This is a genomic window from Conexibacter woesei DSM 14684 (assembly GCF_000025265.1).
Lineage (GTDB): Bacteria > Actinomycetota > Thermoleophilia > Solirubrobacterales > Solirubrobacteraceae > Conexibacter > Conexibacter woesei.
In genome coordinates this window covers 184,722-203,840 of the sequence record NC_013739.1, presented here as the reverse complement: position 1 = coordinate 203,840, position 19,119 = coordinate 184,722, and the positions used below count along the sequence as shown (strand labels likewise).

Annotated in this window: 16 protein-coding genes; 3 read left to right on the top strand and 13 right to left on the bottom strand. The window is 71.8% G+C overall.

The features are described 5' to 3' along the window. Positions 1–62 precede the first annotated feature (62 nt). Together CWOE_RS01005 and CWOE_RS01000 are read left to right on the top strand one after the other, a co-directional pair. Positions 63–812 carry a Type 1 glutamine amidotransferase-like domain-containing protein gene (locus tag CWOE_RS01005; protein ID WP_012931690.1) on the top strand — a complete coding sequence of 250 codons (750 nt, stop codon included), beginning with the start codon at positions 63–65 and terminating at the stop codon, positions 810–812. After that, complete coding sequence (locus tag CWOE_RS01000) at positions 809–1,597, top strand: Type 1 glutamine amidotransferase-like domain-containing protein (protein WP_012931689.1); 789 nt, start codon at positions 809–811, stop codon at positions 1,595–1,597. Before CWOE_RS01005 ends, CWOE_RS01000 begins: the two co-directional genes overlap by 4 nt. A 34-nt stretch (positions 1,598–1,631) precedes the next feature. On the opposite strand, the gene CWOE_RS00995 is transcribed toward CWOE_RS01000, so the two are convergent. From CWOE_RS00995 to CWOE_RS00970, 6 genes are read right to left on the bottom strand one after another with little or no spacing between them, the layout of a single operon-like run. After that, positions 1,632–2,852, bottom strand: a complete 1,221-nt coding sequence (locus tag CWOE_RS00995) for an acyl-CoA dehydrogenase family protein (RefSeq protein ID WP_012931688.1) — start codon at positions 2,850–2,852, stop codon at positions 1,632–1,634. 12 nt (positions 2,853–2,864) lie between these two features. Then, entirely contained in the window at positions 2,865–4,160 is a 1,296-nt protein-coding gene (locus tag CWOE_RS00990; RefSeq protein WP_012931687.1) for an acyl-CoA dehydrogenase family protein, read from the bottom strand. A gap of 17 nt (positions 4,161–4,177) precedes the next feature. Beyond that, positions 4,178–5,071, bottom strand: coding sequence for a MaoC family dehydratase (locus tag CWOE_RS00985; protein ID WP_012931686.1), 894 nt, complete (start codon positions 5,069–5,071; stop codon positions 4,178–4,180). Position 5,072: 1 nt separating this feature from the next. Continuing rightward, the gene (locus CWOE_RS00980; protein ID WP_012931685.1) at positions 5,073–6,485 is read right to left on the bottom strand and encodes a 3-oxoacyl-ACP reductase; all 1,413 of its coding nucleotides are present in this window, start codon (positions 6,483–6,485) and stop codon (positions 5,073–5,075) included. A 3-nt stretch (positions 6,486–6,488) separates the two neighbouring features. Further along, positions 6,489–7,769, bottom strand: coding sequence for an acetyl-CoA C-acetyltransferase (locus tag CWOE_RS00975; protein ID WP_012931684.1), 1,281 nt, complete (start codon positions 7,767–7,769; stop codon positions 6,489–6,491). Then, complete coding sequence (locus tag CWOE_RS00970) at positions 7,759–8,427, bottom strand: TetR/AcrR family transcriptional regulator (RefSeq protein ID WP_049793148.1); 669 nt, start codon at positions 8,425–8,427, stop codon at positions 7,759–7,761. Before CWOE_RS00970 ends, CWOE_RS00975 begins: the two co-directional genes overlap by 11 nt. Positions 8,428–8,511: 84 nt before the next feature. On the opposite strand from CWOE_RS00970, the gene CWOE_RS00965 reads away from it, so the two are divergent. Continuing rightward, complete coding sequence (locus CWOE_RS00965) at positions 8,512–8,892, top strand: cupin domain-containing protein (protein WP_012931682.1); 381 nt, start codon at positions 8,512–8,514, stop codon at positions 8,890–8,892. A 3-nt stretch (positions 8,893–8,895) separates the two neighbouring features. Here the strand turns inward: CWOE_RS00965 and CWOE_RS00960 are convergent, their stop codons facing one another. The 7 genes from CWOE_RS00960 to CWOE_RS00930 form a co-directional block, all read right to left on the bottom strand. Then, positions 8,896–9,882, bottom strand: a complete 987-nt coding sequence (locus CWOE_RS00960) for an asparaginase (RefSeq protein ID WP_012931681.1) — start codon at positions 9,880–9,882, stop codon at positions 8,896–8,898. 52 nt (positions 9,883–9,934) lie between these two features. Then, positions 9,935–11,287 (bottom strand): aspartate/glutamate racemase family protein, encoded by a 1,353-nt coding sequence (locus CWOE_RS29980; protein ID WP_049793147.1) that lies wholly within the window; start codon positions 11,285–11,287, stop codon positions 9,935–9,937. After that, a complete protein-coding gene (locus CWOE_RS00950) occupies positions 11,284–13,479 on the bottom strand; it encodes an asparaginase domain-containing protein (protein WP_012931679.1) in 2,196 nt (731 codons plus the stop codon). The genes CWOE_RS29980 and CWOE_RS00950 overlap by 4 nt, the downstream gene beginning before the upstream one ends. 6 nt (positions 13,480–13,485) lie before the next feature. Next, positions 13,486–14,595 (bottom strand): asparaginase, encoded by a 1,110-nt coding sequence (locus CWOE_RS29975; protein ID WP_012931678.1) that lies wholly within the window; start codon positions 14,593–14,595, stop codon positions 13,486–13,488. 68 nt (positions 14,596–14,663) lie between these two features. Continuing rightward, positions 14,664–15,494, bottom strand: a complete 831-nt coding sequence (locus CWOE_RS00940; RefSeq protein ID WP_012931677.1) for an aminotransferase class IV — start codon at positions 15,492–15,494, stop codon at positions 14,664–14,666. A gap of 94 nt (positions 15,495–15,588) precedes the next feature. Further along, the gene (locus CWOE_RS00935) at positions 15,589–16,947 is read right to left on the bottom strand and encodes an ammonium transporter (protein WP_012931676.1); all 1,359 of its coding nucleotides are present in this window, start codon (positions 16,945–16,947) and stop codon (positions 15,589–15,591) included. Continuing rightward, positions 16,944–19,094, bottom strand: coding sequence for a putative bifunctional diguanylate cyclase/phosphodiesterase (locus CWOE_RS00930; RefSeq protein ID WP_049793145.1), 2,151 nt, complete (start codon positions 19,092–19,094; stop codon positions 16,944–16,946). The genes CWOE_RS00935 and CWOE_RS00930 overlap by 4 nt, the downstream gene beginning before the upstream one ends. Positions 19,095–19,119 lie beyond the last annotated feature (25 nt).

The following is a 19,119-nucleotide window of genomic DNA, read 5'->3' as shown; positions in this document are numbered from 1 at the left end:
GTCCACTCAACTCTGGACGAGTGCGCAAAGACAGGGGGGCGAGGCGAGGGAACAATGACCTCATGACGACGCGACCCCCACAGATCGTCGCATTCGGCGGCGGCGGGTTCTCGATGGAGGCCGGCAACCCGCTGCTGGACGACTACGTGCTGTCGCTGACCGGCGTCGAGCGGCCGCGCGTCTGCTTCGTCCCGACCGCGTCGGGAGACGCCGACCACTACGTCGTGCGCTTCTACCGCACGTTCTCGATGCAGTGCGAGACGTCGCACGTCTCGCTCTTCCGCCGCGACCGCGGCAGCGGCGCGGTCGAGGGCGACCTCGAGGAGCACCTGCTGAGCCAGGACGTGATCTACGTCGGCGGCGGCAGCGTCGTCTCGCTCCTGGGGGCGTGGCGCGCGCACGGCCTCGACCGGATACTGAAGGCCGCGTGGCGCAAGGGCGTCGTCCTGTGCGGCCTCTCCGCCGGCTCGCTGTGCTGGTTCGCCGAGGCGGTCACCGCCTTCCACGGCGCGCCGAGCGTCGTGCGCGGGCTCGGCCTGCTGCCGTTCTCCAACTGCGTCCACTACGACGGGGAGCCGGCGCGGCGCGAGGAGTACCGCCGCTTCGTCGGCGATGGCGTGCGACCCGGCTACGCCGCCGACGACGGCGCCGCCCTGCACTTCGAGCACCGCCAGCTCAAGCACGTCGTCAGCTCGCGGCCGAGAGCGCAGGCGTACCGCGTCGAGCCGGTCGGCAGCGAGATCGCCGAGTCGCCGCTGCACGCCAGGTACCTCGGCGAGCGGATGCCGGACATGCTGATGGCAACTGCATGACCGACCCGCGCCGCATCCTCGCGATGGGCGGGGGCGGCTTCACGATGGAGCCGGACAACCCGGCGCTCGACGACTATGCGCTGTCGCTGACCGCCGCGCGCGAGCCGCGCGTGCTGTTCCTGCCGACCGCCTCCGGCGACCCGACCGCGCAGATCACCTCCTTCTACGGCCGCTTCGGCCGCACCGCGTCGGCGACGCACCTGTCGCTCTTCCGCCGCCACGGCTCGGCTCGCTCGCTCGCCGAAATCGTGCTGGAACAGGACGTGATCTACGTCGGCGGCGGCTCGATGCGCAACCTGCTGGCGATCTGGAGCGCGCACGAGCTGGACACGCTGCTGATCGAGGCGTGGACGCGCGGGATCGTCCTCGTCGGCCTCAGCGCTGGCGCGATGTGCTGGTTCGAGGGCGGCATCACACGCTCCGGCGGGCCGCCGGAGACGCTGCTCGGCCTCGGCCTGCTGCCCGGCTCGTTCACCGTCCACGCCGACGGCGAGCCGGAGCGGCTGCCGGTCTGGCTCGCGGCGCTCAGAAGCGGCGAGCTGCCCGGCGGCTGGGCCGCCGACGACGGTGTCGCGCTGCTGTTCCACGGCACACGGATGGTGCGAGCGGTCAGCTCGCGCCCCGGGACCGCGGCCCTCAAGGCCGACATGGTCGGCGGCGAGCTGGTCAGGCACCGGATCGAGCCCGAGCTGCTCGGCAGCGGCCCGCACAGCCCGCTCGACGCACCGGTCGGCGACGACATCCGCGAGCTGCGCGACCTGCGCTACGGGATGCGCCACCGCTAGGCGGCGCACGCATCCCGCAGCCAGCGCCCGGCCGCTATCTCAGCTCGGCGGAGGTCTTGCCGAGCAGCTGCCGGGCGATGATCAGCAACTGGATCTGCTGAGTGCCCTCGAAGATGTCGAGGATCTTGCCGTCGCGCGCCCACTTCTCCAGCAGCAGCTCCTCGCCGTAACCGCGGCTGCCGGCGAGGCGCACGCAGCGCATCGCGACGTCGACGCACGTGCGGCCGGCCTTCGCCTTCGCGTAGGAGGCCTGCAGCGAGTTCGGCTTCGAGTTGTCGGCCATCCAGGTGGCCTCCAGCGTCAGCAGCCGCGCCGCCTCGTAGTCGGCCTCCATCGACAGGTACTCGGCGGCCGCCGCCGGCTGCGACTGCGCCGGCTTGTCGTAGTCGACCTCGACGCCGGCCTCGGCGAGCAGCTCCTTCGTCTGCTCCAGGCAGGCGCGCGTCAGTCCGACCGCCATCGCGGCGACGAGCGGCCGCGTGTTGTCGAACGTCTGCATGACGCCCGCGAAGCCTCTCTTGACGTCGACCTCGGGCGAGCCGAGCAGGTTCTCCGGCTTCACACGGCAGTTCTCGAGCCGGAACGCCGCCGTGTCGGAGGCGCGAATGCCGAGCTTGTGCTCCAGCCGGTCGAGGATCATGCCGGGGTTGGAGCGCTCGACGACGAACGACTTGATCGCCGCGCGGCCGAGGCTGCGGTCGAGCGTCGCCCACACGACGACGAGGTCGGCGCGCTCTCCCGACGTCACGTAGATCTTCTCGCCGTTGAGGACGTACTCGCCGGTCTCTCTGTCGAGCACGGCGGTCGTGCGGATCGCGGCCGAGTCCGAGCCGGCCTCGGGCTCGGTGATCGCCATCGCCGCCCACTTGCCTCTGAAGCGCTCCAGCTGCTCGTCGTTGGCGACCGACGCGATCGCCGAGTTGCCGAGCCCCTGGCGCGGCATCGTCAGCAGCAGGCCGACGTCGCCCCAGCACAGCTCGGCGACGCCGAGCGCGGTCGACATGTTCGAGCCGTTGCGGATCTCGCCGTTGCTGTTCTCCTGCCGCCGCACGCCGCCAGCGCCCGCGCCGCCGCCCATGTCGGAGCCGTCGTTCATGCCGTCGAGCAGCGCCGCCAGCATGTCGAGCTCTCTGGGATATGCGTGCTCCTCCTGGTCGTACTTGCGCGAGACCGGGCGGAAGATCTCCTCCGCGACCTGGTGCGCCTGACCGACGAGCGGAAGGAACTTCTTCGGGACTTCGAGATTCATCGTCATCGTCATCGCCTCCTAGACGAGCAGGGCGCCCTCGACGACGCCGACGGCACGCAGGTCGCGGTACCAGCGCTCGACCGGGTGCTCCTTGATGTAGCCGTGGCCGCCGAGCAGCTGCACGCCCTCGGAGCCGATCCACGCGCCCTTCTCGCTGCACAGGTGCCGCGCGAGCGCGACCTCGCGGGCGAACTCCTTCTCCATGTCGGCGCGGGAGGCGGCGCGCAGCGTCGCCAGGCGCATCCCCTCCAGCTCGATCGCGATGTTCGAGACCGCGAACGCGACCGACTGGCGGTGCGAGATCGGCTCGCCGAACGCGACGCGCTCGTTGACGTACGGGATCACGTAATCGAGCACGGCCTTGCCGGTGCCGATCGCCAGCGCGCACCAGGCGAGCCGGGCACGGCGGACGGCATCGGCGTAAACGGCGGGGGAGCCGTCGCCGAGCAGCGCCCGCGCAGGGACGCGCACCTCCTCCAGCAGCACCTCGCCGACGGCGGCGGCGCGCACGCCCATCCCGGGCGCCGCCTTCGCGAGCACGCCATCGCTCTTGGTCTCGACGAGGAAGAGGCCCGGGCCGTGCCCGGCGATTCTCGCCGCCACGACCAGCAGCTCGGCCTCGGTCGCGCGCGGAACGAACGACTTGACGCCGCTGAGGACGTAGTCGGCGCCGTCGATCCGCGCGGTCGTCTCCAGCTCGAACGGATCGAACAGCGGGCGCGGCTCGTGGATCGCCAGCGCGGCGACCGCGACGTCCTCGCCGATCAGCGCCGGCAGGTAGGTCTCCTGCTGCTCGGCGTCCCCCCACAGGCTCAGCGCGGTCGCGACGCCGGCCGGCGCGAGCGCGGCGGCGGCAAGCCCCATGTCGCCATGCGACAGCGCCTCTGCGGCGAGCACGGCCGTGACCGACGAGCGCTCGCTGACGGCGCCGCCGAGGTCCTCCGGGACGCCGAGCATCGTCAGGCCCAGCTCGGCCGCCTCGGCCAGCAGCTCCGGCGGCGCCTGGGCAGCCGCGTCGGCCTTCAGCGCGTTCGGGCGCAGTCTCTCGGCGCCGAACTCGCCGAACGCCTCGCCGAGCATCTGCTGCTCGTCACTCGGCGTCAGGTCGAACACGCCGGAGCCCGAGGGCTTCAGGCGGGCCGGCTTCTTGCCGTTCGTCGAGACCTGCTTGAACGTGCGGTTGGCGGCGCCGACGGCGCGGAAGCCGTCGCGGGTGGCGCGGTAGACGACGGCCTCGGACTGCTTGCGGATGCCGAGCTTGTCGACGAGGTCCGACCCTGCGAAACGGCCGAGCGCCCGCAGGCCCAGGCCCATGCTGCGATCTGCGACGCTCACGCGGCAGTCACCCTTCCTTCGAGATGGATCTTCGAGCTGTCCTTGACGTTGCGGACGGCGAACCGCCCGTCCTCGGCCGCGAACGCGACCTTGCCCGGCAGCAGGATCGGCCGGCGGAACGTCACGTCGACCGTGTACGCGTCCGGCAGCGTCGACTCCAGCGCCGCCAGGCAGCGCGCCTTCGTCCACATCCCGTGCGCGATCGCGCGCGGGAAGCCGAGCAGCTTCGCGCTGAGCGCGTGCATGTGGATCGGGTTGCGGTCGCCGGACGCGGCGCCGTAGCGGCGGCCGAGATCCTCTGCGAGCCGCCACTCCGCGACGAACGGCAGGTCCTTCGGCGCCGGCCCGTCGTCGACCGGGCGCGGCTCCTGCCCGCCGCTGCCCTTGCCGCGCGTCAGCATCGTCGAGGCGTCCTGCCACACCAGCTCGTCGCCGACGCGTGCCTCGCTGACGATCGTGAACGTCCTGCCCTTCGGGTGCGGCTGGACCGGCATCGTGTGGACGCGCAGGTCGAACGTCTCCGTCGTCCCGACCGGGCGCAGCTGCGTGATGCGGTTGCGCAGGTGGACGAGGCCGACCGCGCCGAACGGGAACGAGCCGTCGGTCATCAGCGCCATGTGCAGCGGGAACGCGCGGATGTGCAGGTAGGTCGACGGGAGCGTGTCGCGCAGCGTGAAGCCGCAGACGCGGTCGTAGGAGACGAGCTGGTCCGGGTCGGCGGTGACGCCGTTCAGCGTCAGCGTCGTTCTCGGGATCGTCTTCCCGCCGCCGGCGACGAATGGGAGCGCGGAGGCGCCCGGGATCAGCGGCAGCGCCGCCTTCGCGTAGAGCGTCGCCGTGCAGGGCGGTGCGCTCAGCTCGCGCGTCGTGGATGTCGGGGCGGACGCCACCTCAGGCCCCCAGCAGGCTCTGGCCACAGACGCGGACGACGTTGCCGGTGACGCCGGTCGAGGCGGGGCTGGCGAAGTAGGCGATCGCCTCGGCGACGTCGACCGGCAGCCCGCCTTGGGAGAGCGAGTTCATGCGACGCCCGACCTCGCGCGTGGCGAACGGGATCTTCGCCGTCATCTGCGTCTCGATGAAGCCGGGGGCGACGGCGTTGATCGTCGCGCCCTGCTTGGCCAGCAGCGGCGCGTAGGACTCCACGACGCCGATCACGCCCGCCTTCGAGGTCGCGTAGTTGGTCTGCCCGAAGTTGCCGGCGACGCCCGCTATCGAGGAGACGCAGACGATCCGGCCGCCGTCGTTCAGGACCGCTCTGCTTCTGCCCGCGATCAGCGCGTCGGTGATCCGCTGGACGGCGGCGAGGTTGACGGCGATGACGCTGCTCCACTTGTCGTCGTCCATCCGCGCGAGCGTCTTGTCGCGCGTGATGCCCGCGTTGTGGACGACCACGTCGACCCCGCCGTGCTCTCTTCTGAGGTGCGCGGCGATCGCTCTCGGCGCGTCGTCGGCGGTGATGTCGAGTGTCAGCGCCGAGCCGCCGAGCGCGCTCGTCACGGCTTCGAGGTCGCTCTGCAGCGCCGGCACGTCGAGGCCGACGACGTGCGCGCCGTCACGCGCGAGCGTCGCGGCGATCGCGGCGCCGATGCCGCGCGAGGCGCCGGTCACGAGCGCGACCTTGCCGGCGAGCGGCTGCTCCCAGTCGATCGCGGGGACCGCGCCGGCCTCGCCGACGCGGATCACCTGGCCGTCGACGTAGGCCGACTTCGGCGACAGCAGGAAGCGCAGGGTCGAGGCGAGCTGGTCCTCGGCGCCGGGCGCGACGTAGACGAGCTGCGCAGTCGCGCCCGCCTTCAGCTCCTTGCCGACCGAGCGGGTGAAGCCTTCCAACGCACGCTGCGCGATCGCCTCGCTCGGCGTGCTCGCCGCGCTCGGGGTCGTGCCGAGCACGACGACGCGGCCGCAGCGCTGGACGCGGCGGATCGTCGCGCCGAAGAAGTCGTGCAGCGCCTTCAGCTCGGCCGGCTCCGAGATCCCGGTCGCGTCGAAGACGAGCGCGCCGTAGCGCTGCGTCGCGGCGGCGGCCGGCGTCCACGGGCCGGCGTCCAGACCGGCCTCCGCCGCGGCCGCGCGCAGGTCCTCGCGCAGCGGCGTCGAGGCCTCCGCGCCGGTGTCGGCGACGATCGCGGCGAGCGCGCTCGCGAGCCGCCCGCCGGGCGCACCGGCCAGCAGCACGCGGCCGTCGACGGCCGGATCGCCCGGGCTGTAGCGCTTGAGCGGCACCGGCGCCGGCAGCCCGACCTGCTTCTGGACGAGTCTGCCGAGCGGCGTGTTGATGAGGTCGGTGTAGCGGTCGGACATGGTCTATGCCTCCAAAATCGCGACGACGCCCTGGCCGCCGGCTGCGCAGACGCTGATCAGGCCGCGGCCGCCGCCGCGCTCGTGCAGCGCCTTCGCGAGGCCCGCGACGATGCGGCCGCCGGTGGCGGCGAACGGGTGGCCGGCGGCGAGCGAGCTGCCGTTGACGTTGAGCTTGTCGCGGTCGATCGCGCCGAGCGGTCTGTCGAGCCCGAGCCGCTGCGTGCAGAAGGCCGGGTCCTCCCACGCCTTCAGCGTCGAGAGCACCTGCGAGGCGAACGCCTCGTGGATCTCGTAGAGGTCGAACTCCTGCAGCGTCAAGCCGTTGCGCGCGAGCATCCGCGGGACGGCGTAGGCGGGCGCCATCAGCAGCCCCTCCTTGCCGTGGACGTAGTCAACCGCGGCCGCCTCGCCGTCGACGAAGTACGCCAGCGGGGTGAGCTCGTGCTCCTGCGCCCACGCCTCGCTGCCGAGCAGCGCGACGGCGGCGCCGTCGGACAGCGGCGTCGAGTTGGCCGCCGTCATCGTGCCGTCCTTGCCGCCGAAGACCGGCTTCAGCTTCGCGGCCTTCTCGACGTTGGAGTCCGGGCGCAGGTTCTGGTCGCGCTCGAGCCCGAGGTAGGGCGTGACGAGATCGTCCTGGAAGCCGCGCTCGTAGGCGGCGGCGAGGTTCTTGTGGCTGCGCACGGCCAGCGCGTCCTGCGCCTCGCGCGTGATGCCCCACTCGGCCGCCGTGCGCGCCTGGTGCTCGCCCATCGAGAGGCCGGTGCGCGGCTCCTCGTTGCGCGGGATCGCCGGCGCGAGGTGCTGCGGGCGCAGTCGCAGGAGCGTCTTGAGCTTGTCCTGCGTCGACTTCTTGCGGTTCGCGTCGAGCAGGATCTCGCGCAGGTCCTCGTTGACGGCGAGCGGCGCGTCCGACGTCGTGTCGGTGCCGCCGGCGACGCCGGACTCGATCTGCCCGAGGCGGATCTTGTTGGCGACGAGGATCGCTGCCTCCAGACCCGTGCCGCACGCCTGCTGGATGTCGTACGCGGGCGTCTCGGGCGCGAGGCGGCTGCCGAGCACGCACTCGCGCGTGAGGTTGAAGTCGCGGCTGTGCTTCAGCACGGCGCCGGCGACGACCTCGCCGAGCCGCTCGCCCTCCAGGCCGTAGCGCGACACGAGACCGTCGAGCGCGGCGGTCAGCATGTCCTGGTTGGACGCCTTCGAGTAGACGCTGTTCGAGCGCGCGAAGGGGATGCGGTTGCCGCCGAGCACGGCGACCCTGCGGGGACCGTCAGCGGTCATTGGGCTCCTTGGTCTGTTCTGGTGTCGGGGGAATGAAGCGCAGCGCGGCGCGTGCCTGCAGGCCGGGCTCGACGGTCGCGACGAGCAGCTCGGCGGCGTCGGCCGGCGGCATCGCGCCGGTTCGCAGCCACCAGCGCGCGAGCGCCTCGGAGGCGCCCAGCAGCGCGTGCGAGAGCGCCTCGACCTCGGTCGCCGCGCGCTCGCGGTTGTGCTCCGGCACGAGCGCGAGCTGCGTCTCGGCCACGAGCCCGACGAGCCGCTGGCGATAGTCGGCGACGCTGCGGGCCAGCTCGCCGCCGACGGGATGGGTCTCGTCGAAGAGGACGCGCCACGCGTCACGGTCGCCGTCGACGAAGGCGAAGAACGCGCGCAGGCCGTCGCGCAGCGCCTCGGTCGGGCCCTCCGCCGCTCTGATCGCCTCGACGACGGTCGCGAGCATCGCCTCGCCGGCGCGCTCCATGCAGGCGCGGTAGAGCCGCTCCTTGTTGCCGAAGTAGGCGTAGAGCAGCGGTTTCGTGACGCCGGCCGCGCTCGCGACCTCGTCCATCGTGACGGCGGCGTAGCCGCGCTCGGCGAAGCGGGCGTGCGCGATGTCGAGGATCTGCAGCTCGCGCTGGGCGCGGGGAAGGCGGCTGCGGCCGTTGGTCGACTGGACCATGGCGTTCATATTACCCATGTATAAATTTATACGCCAGTAAGAAGGCTGACCGGCCTCTGCGGCACGACCATCTACGGTGTGCGCATGCACCTCGCCCGCCACGCAGAGCTGGAGCCGTACGTCACGCGCGACGGCTCGACGATCCGCGAGTGGGCCGGGCCGGGCTACTCACCGGCGAGGAACCAGAGCCTCGCCGAGGCGACGCTGCCGCCCGGCAGAGCGACCACCGCCCACTACCACCGCGCGGCGGAGGAGCTGTACCTCTTCACCGCCGGCCGCGGCCGGCTGCGCGTCGGCGACGCGGAGCGCGACGTGCAGTCCGGCGACTGCGTCGTGATCCCGCCCGGCGCGGTCCACAAGCTGTGGAACACCGGCGACGACGACCTCGTGCTCGTCTGCGCCTGCTCCCCCGCGTACTCGCACGAGGACACGTTCCTCGCCGAGGGTGAGCCGGACGCCGGCTGACGCTCAGCCGTCGTCCTGGCTGAACGCCCAGCGGACCTCGTCGACCGACAGCCCGCTCGCGACGCACGCGAGCAGCTTCATGCGGGCGGCCTGGGGGGAGAGGAAGCCGGCCGGGATGATCCCGGTGTCGCGCAGGTCCTGCTCGGAGCCGGCGTAGCCGTAGGTGCCGGTCAGCACGACGCCGCGCTCGGGGCGGCAGTAGGCGACGACCGGGATCCGCTCAGCGGCGTCGGCCCACAGCTCCAGCAGCGGCGGCGCGAGGTGGCCGGCGCCGAGCGTGCCGATCACGACGCCGTCGGGCTCGGTCGAGAGCGCCGCGCGCGCGAGCGTGCCGTCGTCGCCGGCGCCGGTCGGGACGACGAGCACCCGCTTGTCGAGCACCGGCGGGTCGAACGGCGGGTTGCGGGGGAGATGCGACCAGATCGTCGGATGGCCCTCGGTGACGCGGCCCAGCGGGCCGGTCTGCGGCGAGGAGAAGGCGACGAGCGAGGTCGTGTCCGTCTTGCGCGCGCAGCGGGCGTGGTGGATCTCGCCGCCGAAGACCACCAGCACGCCCATCCCGGCCGCCTCCTCGCTCGCCGCGACCGAGACGGCGTCGAGCAGGTTCGCCGGGCCGTCGGCGCCGGCCGCTGTCGCGGGACGGATCGCGCCCGTGAAGACGATCGGCGCCTCGGCGTCGTGGATCACGTCGCAGAGCATCGCCGTCTCCTCCAGCGAGTCGGTGCCGTGCGTGACGACGACGCCCATCCCGCGGCGGGCGGCGTCGCGCGCCTGGCGGCAGACCTCGAGCTGGTCGGCGAGCGTGAGGTGGGGGCTGGGCTTGTTGACGACGTCGAACGCCTCGAGCCCGTCGCCCGCGTGCAGCCCTGGGATCGCGGCGACGAGCGCCGCGACGCCGAGCTGCGGCGTAGCGGACGTGCCGCGCATCGCTATCGTCCCGCCGGCGCCCAGGATTCGCACGCGACGACCGGCATGTGCCTGGATGGCCATCACGCCTCACCCTAGCGAGCCGTGGTCACGGGGCCTGGCCGGGCTCCGGGACTCAGCCGCTGCCCGCGTCCGGAACTCGTGCCGCCGCGCTCTCCTCCTGCGCCGCCTCGGGACCGACGTCGAGCGGGATGCGCTCCTGGATGTAGATGCCGGCCATCGCCTCGGCGAGGATCTGCAGCGTGTCGACGAACCGGCGCCGCGAGCGTCGCTGCGACGCGACGAGGAGCGACAGCTCCGTCAGCGCGACGAGGATCACGGTGTCCTCGCTCGCGGCGGCCCGCCGGACGATGTCGCGCATCGGGTTGATCGTCACGCTGACGATCCCTCGCTGCTTGACGAGGAACGCGAGATCGTCGATCTCGTCGATCAGGTCGTCCGGCGGACGATCGAACGCGAACTCGCCGGCGATGCGGCGGAAGTCGCTCCAGCGGTCGAAGTCGGAGACGGCGCCGATCCCGAGGAAGACGACCCGCTCGATGCCCTCGTCGGCGAGCGCCGCCGCCGTCGCCTCGACGATCGAGACGAACTGCGCGCCGTGCGCCTCGCACACCTCGCGGATGTCGTCGACGAAGTACTGCGTCGTGTTGCACGCGATCCCGACGACGGTCGCACCGCGCTCGCACAGCCGCCGCACGCCGTCGAGCACGGCCGGGCGGACGGTCGACAGCCGCTCCTCCAGCTCCATCGAGAGCCCCATCTCGGGCACCGACTCGACGACCACGCGCGGCAGGCCGATGTCACCGCGGAACGGCACGTCCGGGTGGTTGCGGATGCACTCGTCGATCCGGCTCCAGAGGAACCGGCCCGACTCCGGGCCGTTCCCGGTCAGGATGCCGAGCGTGTGCTCGACGGGCACCCGCTGCCCTTCGCCACGGGCGATGTCCTCGACCGACGAGCGCGGCAGCGCGCCGACCAGCTCGCGCGGCTGGAACTCGACCCCGTACTCGTGGTGACCGAGGTTGGTCATCATCGTGTACGGGGGGAAGAACGGCTCGATCACGGTGCGGTCGAAGACCTGCCGCACGTCGTCGCGCTCGGCAAACGCGAACGGCGTCACGAGCCCGTAGGCGAGGTCGAACGACTGCTCCAGCTCGTCCGGCTCCATCCGGCGGACCGCGGCGCCGAGCACGGCGGCGAGCTTGTCGTCGTCGAGCAGCTGGTGTCCGCGGCAGTGCAGGACGACGAACTCCTGCCCGTGCTCGTGCTCGACCACGCAGACGGCGGTCTTCAGCTCGTCGCACAGCGGGATCCCGACCTCCTGGCCGCGATGGGAGAGGCGCTTGCGCTTGCGCGCGGCGTCGGCGCAGCTGAACGCCGGCCGGTTGCGCGACACGACGTGCCAGACGCCGCTGTCCGACAGGAACGCGACGTTGCGCGCGACCTCCTCCGGAACGACGGCGCTCACTTGCCCCGGCCCCATGCCGCGGTGGTGTAGATCACGACGCTGAGAGAGGTGAACTCGACCTCGTCGATTCCCTCGACGCAGAGCGAGACGTCGAAACCTTCGTTGCGGAAGCACTTGCGAAAGGGATGCGTGATCTCGAGGTTCTTGCTGATCTCGCCGGCCGCGCGCTCGGCCGCCGTGATCGTCTTGGTGAACTCGGCGAGGACGTTGCCCGCCCATTCCGGCGCGTCGGTGTCGGGCGGCCGGCCGAACAGCACGCGCACCTTCGCGGTCGTCACGTCACGGGGCAGCTTCAAGCTCTCCAGGCGCAGGAAGACCTCGGTGATGTCGTGCCGGTCGACCTCCCCGTCGAACTTCGGGATGTCCGACACCAGGTAGCCGTCGTGCGGATGGAACGTCTGCGACGGTCCGAACGAGACGGTGTAGACGCTCGCGCTCATCTCGCCCGCGACGCAGCGCTGGAACTTCTTGCGGATCTCCTCCCGCACGCCCGGCTGCTTGCGGTTTCCGTGGCGTGCGATCGCCCACAGCAGCTTGGTGTACGCCGCCTCCAACGTCATGTCGTAGCCGTCGACCACGCCGAGGTCGAAGAGCGTCGCCGCGGTCTCGAACAGCTTCAACTCGACGCGGCCGTAGGGGCACTGCGTGATGTTGACGACGATCGTCCCGGCGCTCAGCAGCCGATCGAGCATGCTGAGGAAGTCGCGGTCCTCCGGCGCGTTGCCCGGGCCGTAGGAGAGCAGGATCAGCCCGTCGATCATCTCCGGCGGGAAGCGCGCCTCGAGGTCGCTGAAGTCCATGTCCGGGTGGATGAACATGACCTCGACGCGCGGCTTGGCGATGTCGTGGATCGGCTGCGGCTGCCGATGGACCGCCGCGTCCGGCGGCGTGCGCCGCACGTGCTCGTAGTCGATCGCGAGCCTGTCGTTCGCGAGCGTCCCCAGCGGGACCGGCATGTTCGGGGTGTGGAAGCTGGCCGTGCGGTCGGACGCGTACTTCTTCGTCACGCGGTTCCCGCGGAACAGCTGGTTGTTCCAGTAGACGCAGACCTCGGGGATGCGGACGGGCCCGTTGTACGCCTGATGCGCGGCGGTGCGGATCGCGTGCTCGACGTTGTGGACCGCGTCGGTGTTGCTGACCGAGAGCGGCACCTCCGCCCCGGTCAGGATCACGGGCTGGGTGATGCTGTCGCTCAGCAGGAACGAGAGCGCGCTCGCCGTGTACGCGAGCGTGTTGGTCCCGTGCAGGATCACGAAGCCCTGGTAGTTGCTCATCTGCTCCTGCAGCAGGGTCGCGAGGTCGACCCAGTTCGCGGCGGTGACGTTCGACGAGTCGATCGTCTGGAGCAGCGAGAAGAAATGTATGTTGAACGGCAGCGGCGCGATCTTCGGCCGCAGGTAGCGGACGATCGTGTCGACGCCCGCCGCCATCTCGTAGTCGGCGTGCAGCTCGTCGGAGTCCTGCTGGTGGACCATCCCGACCGTGCCGCCGGCGTACACGACGCAGACCGGGTCGAGCCGATCCCACTTCATCCCCGGCGCGTCGGTCAGGTCCTCCGCGATCGCCGGATCGTTCAGCGAGTTGCGTCTGATCGGCGTCTTGACGACGAGCACGTTCCCGAGCGTCTGCTCGGTCCCACGCGAGCTGCCGCGCACTCTCGTGACGTGGTCGTCCATCGTCTTGTCGAGCTGCTCGACCGCGGCGTAGAGCGGGCCGGTGTCCTTCGCCAGCAGGATCTCGCTCGTGATGTTGCGGCGCAGCCCGTCCGCCGTCGTCAGCGCCGTGAACCACTCGCGGCCCTCCTCGTCGGCGAGCTGGACGTCGTCGACCGGCCGCACCTCGATCGGGATCAGCAGCTTGCGCGCCCGCTCTGCCGAGCCTCGCTTCTGCTCGTCGTTGAACGCGCGCCACTCCGCGCGGCAGCCCTCGCTGCCGAAGTAGTTCGGCGAGAAGAACGCGAGCATGACGAGGCATTCCTTGGCGGCGTCGGTCGTGCTCTTGGTGATCAGGTCGCCGTCGCGGATCGAGTGCTGATCGAAGAACAGCTCGTCCTCGGCGAGCGGCCGGGCGCGGTTCTTGCGGATCTCGGTGTAGACGCGCCGGAAGTGGTCCACCGCATCGGTGAACTGATGCGTGTTGTCCTCCGACAGCTCGTTGTCGAGGTGGGCGTAGCTGAAGAAGATCTCCGGCATCGTCGATCAACGACGATCGGGGAAGACGGAGATCTCGCCGTGCAGGTCCTCGTGCATGGCGGCCGGCATCTTCGCGTAGCTCGTGCCGCGGGCAAGCAGCCACGCGAGCTTGGTCGTGATCGCCTCGATGCTCATGTCGTGCGCGGGGATGGCGAGCTCGCGCGTCGCCAGCTCCTTGCCGGGATCGTTGACGCGGAAGTTGCTGTTCCCGTTCGGCGCCTGCGTCGTGACGACGACCGGCACCTCCTTCGACTTGAGGTACTCGAAGCACGGATGCAGGTGGGTGCTGACGTCGCCGGCGCCGAAGGCGCGGAAGACGACGCCGCGGATCAGCGGCTCGTCGCGCTCGACGAGCCCCTCCAGCGCCGCCTGGAAGAGGTCCGGCAGCATGCCGGGGAACTCGGTGAACGAGAGGATCCGCGTGTCGAAGCCGTTGCTGACCGCGAGGTCGCGCGCCAGCAGCGCCGGCTGCGTGCCGCCGCGGGCGAGGTACGCGTGGTGTCGCTTGAGGTGCTCGTCGTTCATGTAGATGATGCGCCCGATGCGGCCGAGGCCGGCGGCGGAGAACGACGTGAACGCGTCGAGGTCGAACTCGGTCGCCTTCTTCGCGCGTGTGCCGGTGATGATGTGGCTCCCGAACACGCAGACGACGCCGCGGATGCCGCCGTCGTAGGGATACGTCGCGACGCGGAGCGCGTTGTCGAGGTTCATCAGCGCGTCCGACCCCGGCCACCCGAAGGGAACCTGCGAGCCGGTCACGACGACGGGCTTGTTGAGGTTGTTGAGCGCGAACGACAGTGCCGCGCACGTGTAGCCCATCGTGTTCGTCCCGTGGGTGACGATGAACCCGTCGTAGTCGTCGTACTTCTCCTGGATCGCGTCGACGAGCGCGATCCAGTGCGACGGGAGGATGTCCGAGCTGTCGACGTCGTCGATCCGCTGCGACTCGAGCCGGACCCTGACCCCCCAGGTCTCCTCGAGCCGCGCCGCGGTCGGCTCGATCACGGTCGCGAGCGCCTCGTTGTCGATGTGCTCCTCCGGGTCGCCGTCGTCGCGGGCGACGTTGCCGGCGATGGTTCCGCCCGTCGTGAGCATGAGCAGGGTCTTGTCAGGCATCGTGGTGGTCTCTCCAGGTTCAATTGCGACGGCGCGGAGGCGCCGCCACGTGCGGGCACGGCGCGCTGCTAGGCGGGAGCTCGACCTTCGCCGACCGTCGTCGCCGCGAACGTCGCGGTCTGCTGCGCGACATGTGCCGAGAACGCCCGCTCGGCGTCGCTCGTCCGTGGCCCCGGCACGCGACCGATCGCGCGCCCGTCGATCGCGCGCACGGGCAGCACCTCGCGCAGCGTCGAGGCGACGAACGCCTCCTCGACGTGCCGCAGCTCGGCGGCGTGCACGGGCCGCTCGACGACCGGGACCAAGCCGATCAGCCGGCGGCGCGTGATCGAGTCGAGGATGCCGGCGCTCAACGGCGGCGTCACGAGCGGCGCGTCGGCGGCGAAGCCGAGGAAGACCGCGAAGTTCGGACCCTCGAGCACGTCGCCGTCCGGCCGCACGAAGAGCGCCTGGTCGGCGCCGTCCTCGATCGCGAGCCGGGTCGCCAGCGCGTTGGCCGCGTAGCTGAGCGTCTTGCAGCCGTCGAGCGGGCCGGATGGCGAGAACGTCACGGTCGCGAGCCGAACCGTCGCCGGCATCGGCGGGACCGTCTCCAGCAACGCGATCCGCCGCCCGCCGCGCGTGCTCACCAGCCGCACGATCGCGTCGGCGCCGTCCGCCGTCGCCTCGAGCACCTCGACGTCCTCGCGCGCGGCCGCGGCGTCGAACGGGAGGCGCAGGCCGTCGGCGGAGCGCTCCATCCGCTCCAGGTGCTGGTCGAGCGCGAAGACGCGACCCGCGTAGAGGCGCAGGACCTCGAAGACACCGTCGCCGCGCAGCAGACCCTCGTCGGTGACCGGGATCACCGCGTCCTCAACGGCCCGTGGCTGCCCGTCGATCCGTACCCGCAGCACCGTCATGGCGCGGTATATTGCCAGCTTCCGGCGTGTTGCGATGCAGCTGAATCCGGAGCAGTCGCGGTCGCGGCACGGATCGTGCCCGGCCCGCGGTCGCCTATCGCTCCGGCAGCGAGTCGAAGCCCTCCCCGAAACCGTCGCCCGCGACGATGAACTGCTCCGGGTAGCCGTACATGCCGTGCTCGACGATGTCGAGCCCTTCCTGCTCCTCCTCGTCCGTCACGCGCAGGCCGAACAGCGCCTTGATCGCCGCGAACGTCAGGTAGGAGAGCGTGAAGACGAGCAGGAACGCGACCAGCACGCCGAGCGCCTGGACTCCCAGCTGCTCGAACGAGCCGCTGTAGACGAGCCCGGCCTCGCCCGGCACGCCGGGCGCGTCGACCAGCCGCGGCGCCGCGAACAGGCCGCACGAGAGCGTCCCCCAGACGCCGGCGACGCCGTGCGCGGAGAGCGCGCCGACGGGATCGTCGAGCTTGCGGTCGATCGCCAGCACCGAGACGACGACGAGCGCGCCGGCGACCGCGCCGATCAGCGGCGCCGCCCACAGCTCGATGTAGCCGCTCGGCGCCGTGATCGCGACGAGCGCGCCGATCGCGCCGTTGCCGATCATGCCGACGTCGAGCCGGCGCGTCAGCAGCCACACCGTCAGCGTCGCGCCGATCACGCCGGCCGCTGCGGCGAGGTTGGTGACGAGCGCGACCTCGGCGAAGCGCGCGCCGGCAGTCGTCAGCGTCGAGCCGGCGTTGAAGCCGAACCAGCCGAGCCACAGGATCAGCACGCCGACGCCGAACATCGGCATCGAATGGCCAGGGATCGCGCGCGGCGAGCCGTCCGGCCCGTACTTGCCCCTGCGCGGGCCGAGCAGCAGCAGCGCCGCGAGGCCGCCGGTCGCACCGGTCAGGTGGACGACGGTCGAGCCGGCGAAGTCCTGCATCCCGTCGCCGACGTCGCCGAGCAGGCCGCCGCCGAAGATCGAGTGGGCGACGAGCGGGTAGATCAGCGCCGCGAAGACGACGCCGTAGATCGGGTAGGCGACGAAGCGGATCCGCTCCAGCGTCGTCCCCCACACGATCGCGAACGAGACGGCGCAGAACGCCAGCTGGAAGAAGACGTAGCCGGTGTCCGCGGACGTGACCGTGCCGGCTATCGGGCTGCCGGCGGAGATCGTCTCGCCGACGTGCAGGAAGAAGCCGGAGTCGCCCAGCAGCCACGCGCCGCCGCCGAACGCGAGCGCGAAGCCGCACGCCCACCAGACGAGCGTCACGAGCGAGAAGTTGAACAGCACCTTCGCGACGACCGCGCCGGCGTTGCGACCGCGCGAGAAGCCGATCTCGACGCACGCGAAGCCGGCCTGCATGAACATCACGAGCACCGCGGCGACGACGAGCCAGAGCGCGTCGAGGTCGATCGTGACCTCGCCGAGCGAGCGCGCGGCGAGGACGAGCGACTCGGTCATGCGCGTGCCGCCGGCGCCGGCGAGCGGTCGAGCTGGTCGGCGGGGACGGGCCGGCCGAGCAGGAAGCCCTGGGCGAGCGGGGCGCCGTGACGCCGCAGCAGCGCCAGCTGCGCGTCGTCCTCGACGCCCTCGACGACGGTCGTCATCCCGAGCGCGGTGCCGAGCTCCAGGACGGCGGCGACGATCGCGGTCGAGCCCGGGTCCTCCGGCACGCGTCTGAGGAACGAGCGGTCGACCTTCAGCACCTGCACCGGCAGGTCGCGCAGGCGAGCGAGCGACGAATGGCCGCTGCCGAAGTCGTCGATCGCGATCGCGAGACCGGCCTCGTGCAGCTCGTCGAGCAGCGAGCTGTGGCGGCGCTCGTCGCTCAGCACGGCGGTCTCGGTCAGCTCGGCGCAGAACTGGCCGGGCGGCAGCTCGTGGCGGGCGATCGTCCGCGCGATCGAGTCGACGAGGTCGGGCTGGCGCAGCTGGCGCGGCGAGAGGTTGAAGCAGAGCCGCGGGCGGAAGCCCTCGCGCGCCCAGCGCGACGCCTGCCGGCAGAGCGCCTCGACGACCCAGCTGCCGATCCCCTCGATCAGGCCCGTCTCCTCCGCGACCGGGATGAAGCCGGCCGGCGGCACGAGCCCGTGCTCGGGGTCCTCCCAGCGCACGAGCGCCTCGACCGCGACCAGCACGCCGTCCTCGACGCGGTAGATCGGCTGGAAGTGGAGGCGCAGCTCGTCGCCGTCGATCGCGCGGCGCAGGCGGCTCGTGAGCGACAGCCGCTCGCGCGCCTCGGCGGCACCGCGCTCGTAGAAGACGACGGCGCCGCCGCCGCTGCGCTTGGCCTGGTGCATCGCCATGTCGGCGTGCTTGAAGAGGCTCTCGGCGTTGTTGGCGTTGCCGGGGAAGAGCGCGATCCCGATCGAGGCGCCGATGTGGAACTCCGCCCCGGCGACGGCGAACGGCTGCTCCAGCGCCGCCATCACGCGGTCGCCGGCGAGCTGCGCGACGACCTGCGCCTCCTCCGCGCCGCAGTCGAGCAGCAGCATGAACTCGTCGCCGCCCTGACGGGCGATCACGTCGCCCGCGCGCGTGAGCTGCGCGACGCGCTGCGCCGTCTCGCTGAGGACCGCGTCGCCGGCCGCGTGCCCGAGCGAGTCGTTGACGAGCTTGAAGTTGTCGAGGCCGACCTGCACGAGCGCGACCGAGCCGCCGGTGCGGCGGGCGCGCGCGAGGTCGCGCTGCAGCTGCTCCTCCAGCGGCGCGCGGTTCGGCAGGCCGGTGAGGCGGTCGTGGTGGGCGAGGTAGGCGAGCTGCGCCTCCGCGCGGCGCCGCTCGGTCACGTCCTCGCCCGAGCAGAGCACCGAGGCGACGGTGCCGGTCGCGTCGCGCACGACCGCGTTGCGCCATGCGATCTTGCGCTCCTCGCCGGCCTTCGTCAGCAGGAACGTCTCCCCCCGCTCGGCCGGCAGCTGCTCGCCGGCGAGCAGCTGCGCGAAGACGGCGCGCGCGTCGCGGCGGTCGCCGGGCGGCACGACGGTCTCGTTCCAGTCGCGGCCGACCAGCTCGTGCTCGGCGTAGCCGAGCAGCTCGCAGCCCTGGCGGTTGACCAGCTCGACGCGGCCGCCGGCGTCGAGCACGACGACGAGCGTGGAGGCGACCTCGAGGTAATGCTGGGCGCGGTCGCGCTCCTCGCGCAGCCGCCGTGCCGCCTCGACGCTGCTGGTCACGTCGGCGAACGTGCAGACGACGCCTCTGCGGCTGGTGCCGTGCGCGCCGCCGATCGGGCGCGCGAGGATCGTTATCCAGCGCTCGCGACCGGTCTCCGTCTCGCGGTGGAGCGTCGCCCGCACGGGCGCGCCGTGCCTCAGCGACCGCAGCGCGGGGTTGTCGCGCGGGGTGACGGGCTTGCCGCTGTCGTAGCGCAGCGACATCGTCGCGGGCGCCTGCGCGAGCTGCTCGACGTCGGCGAGCTGCTCCGGCGTCACGCCGAGGATCCGCAGCACGCTCGCGTTCCAGCTGACCGGATGGAGGTTCGCGTCGAGCACGAGGACGCCCTCCTCCAGCCCGTCGACGACGGCGCGGCTGAGCCGCTCGGCGGCGCGCAGCGCCTGCCGCGCGCGCTGCTGGGGAGCGGCGTCGACGACGAGGCCGCGGCTCACGAGGCGTCCGTCCCGCTTGCCCTCG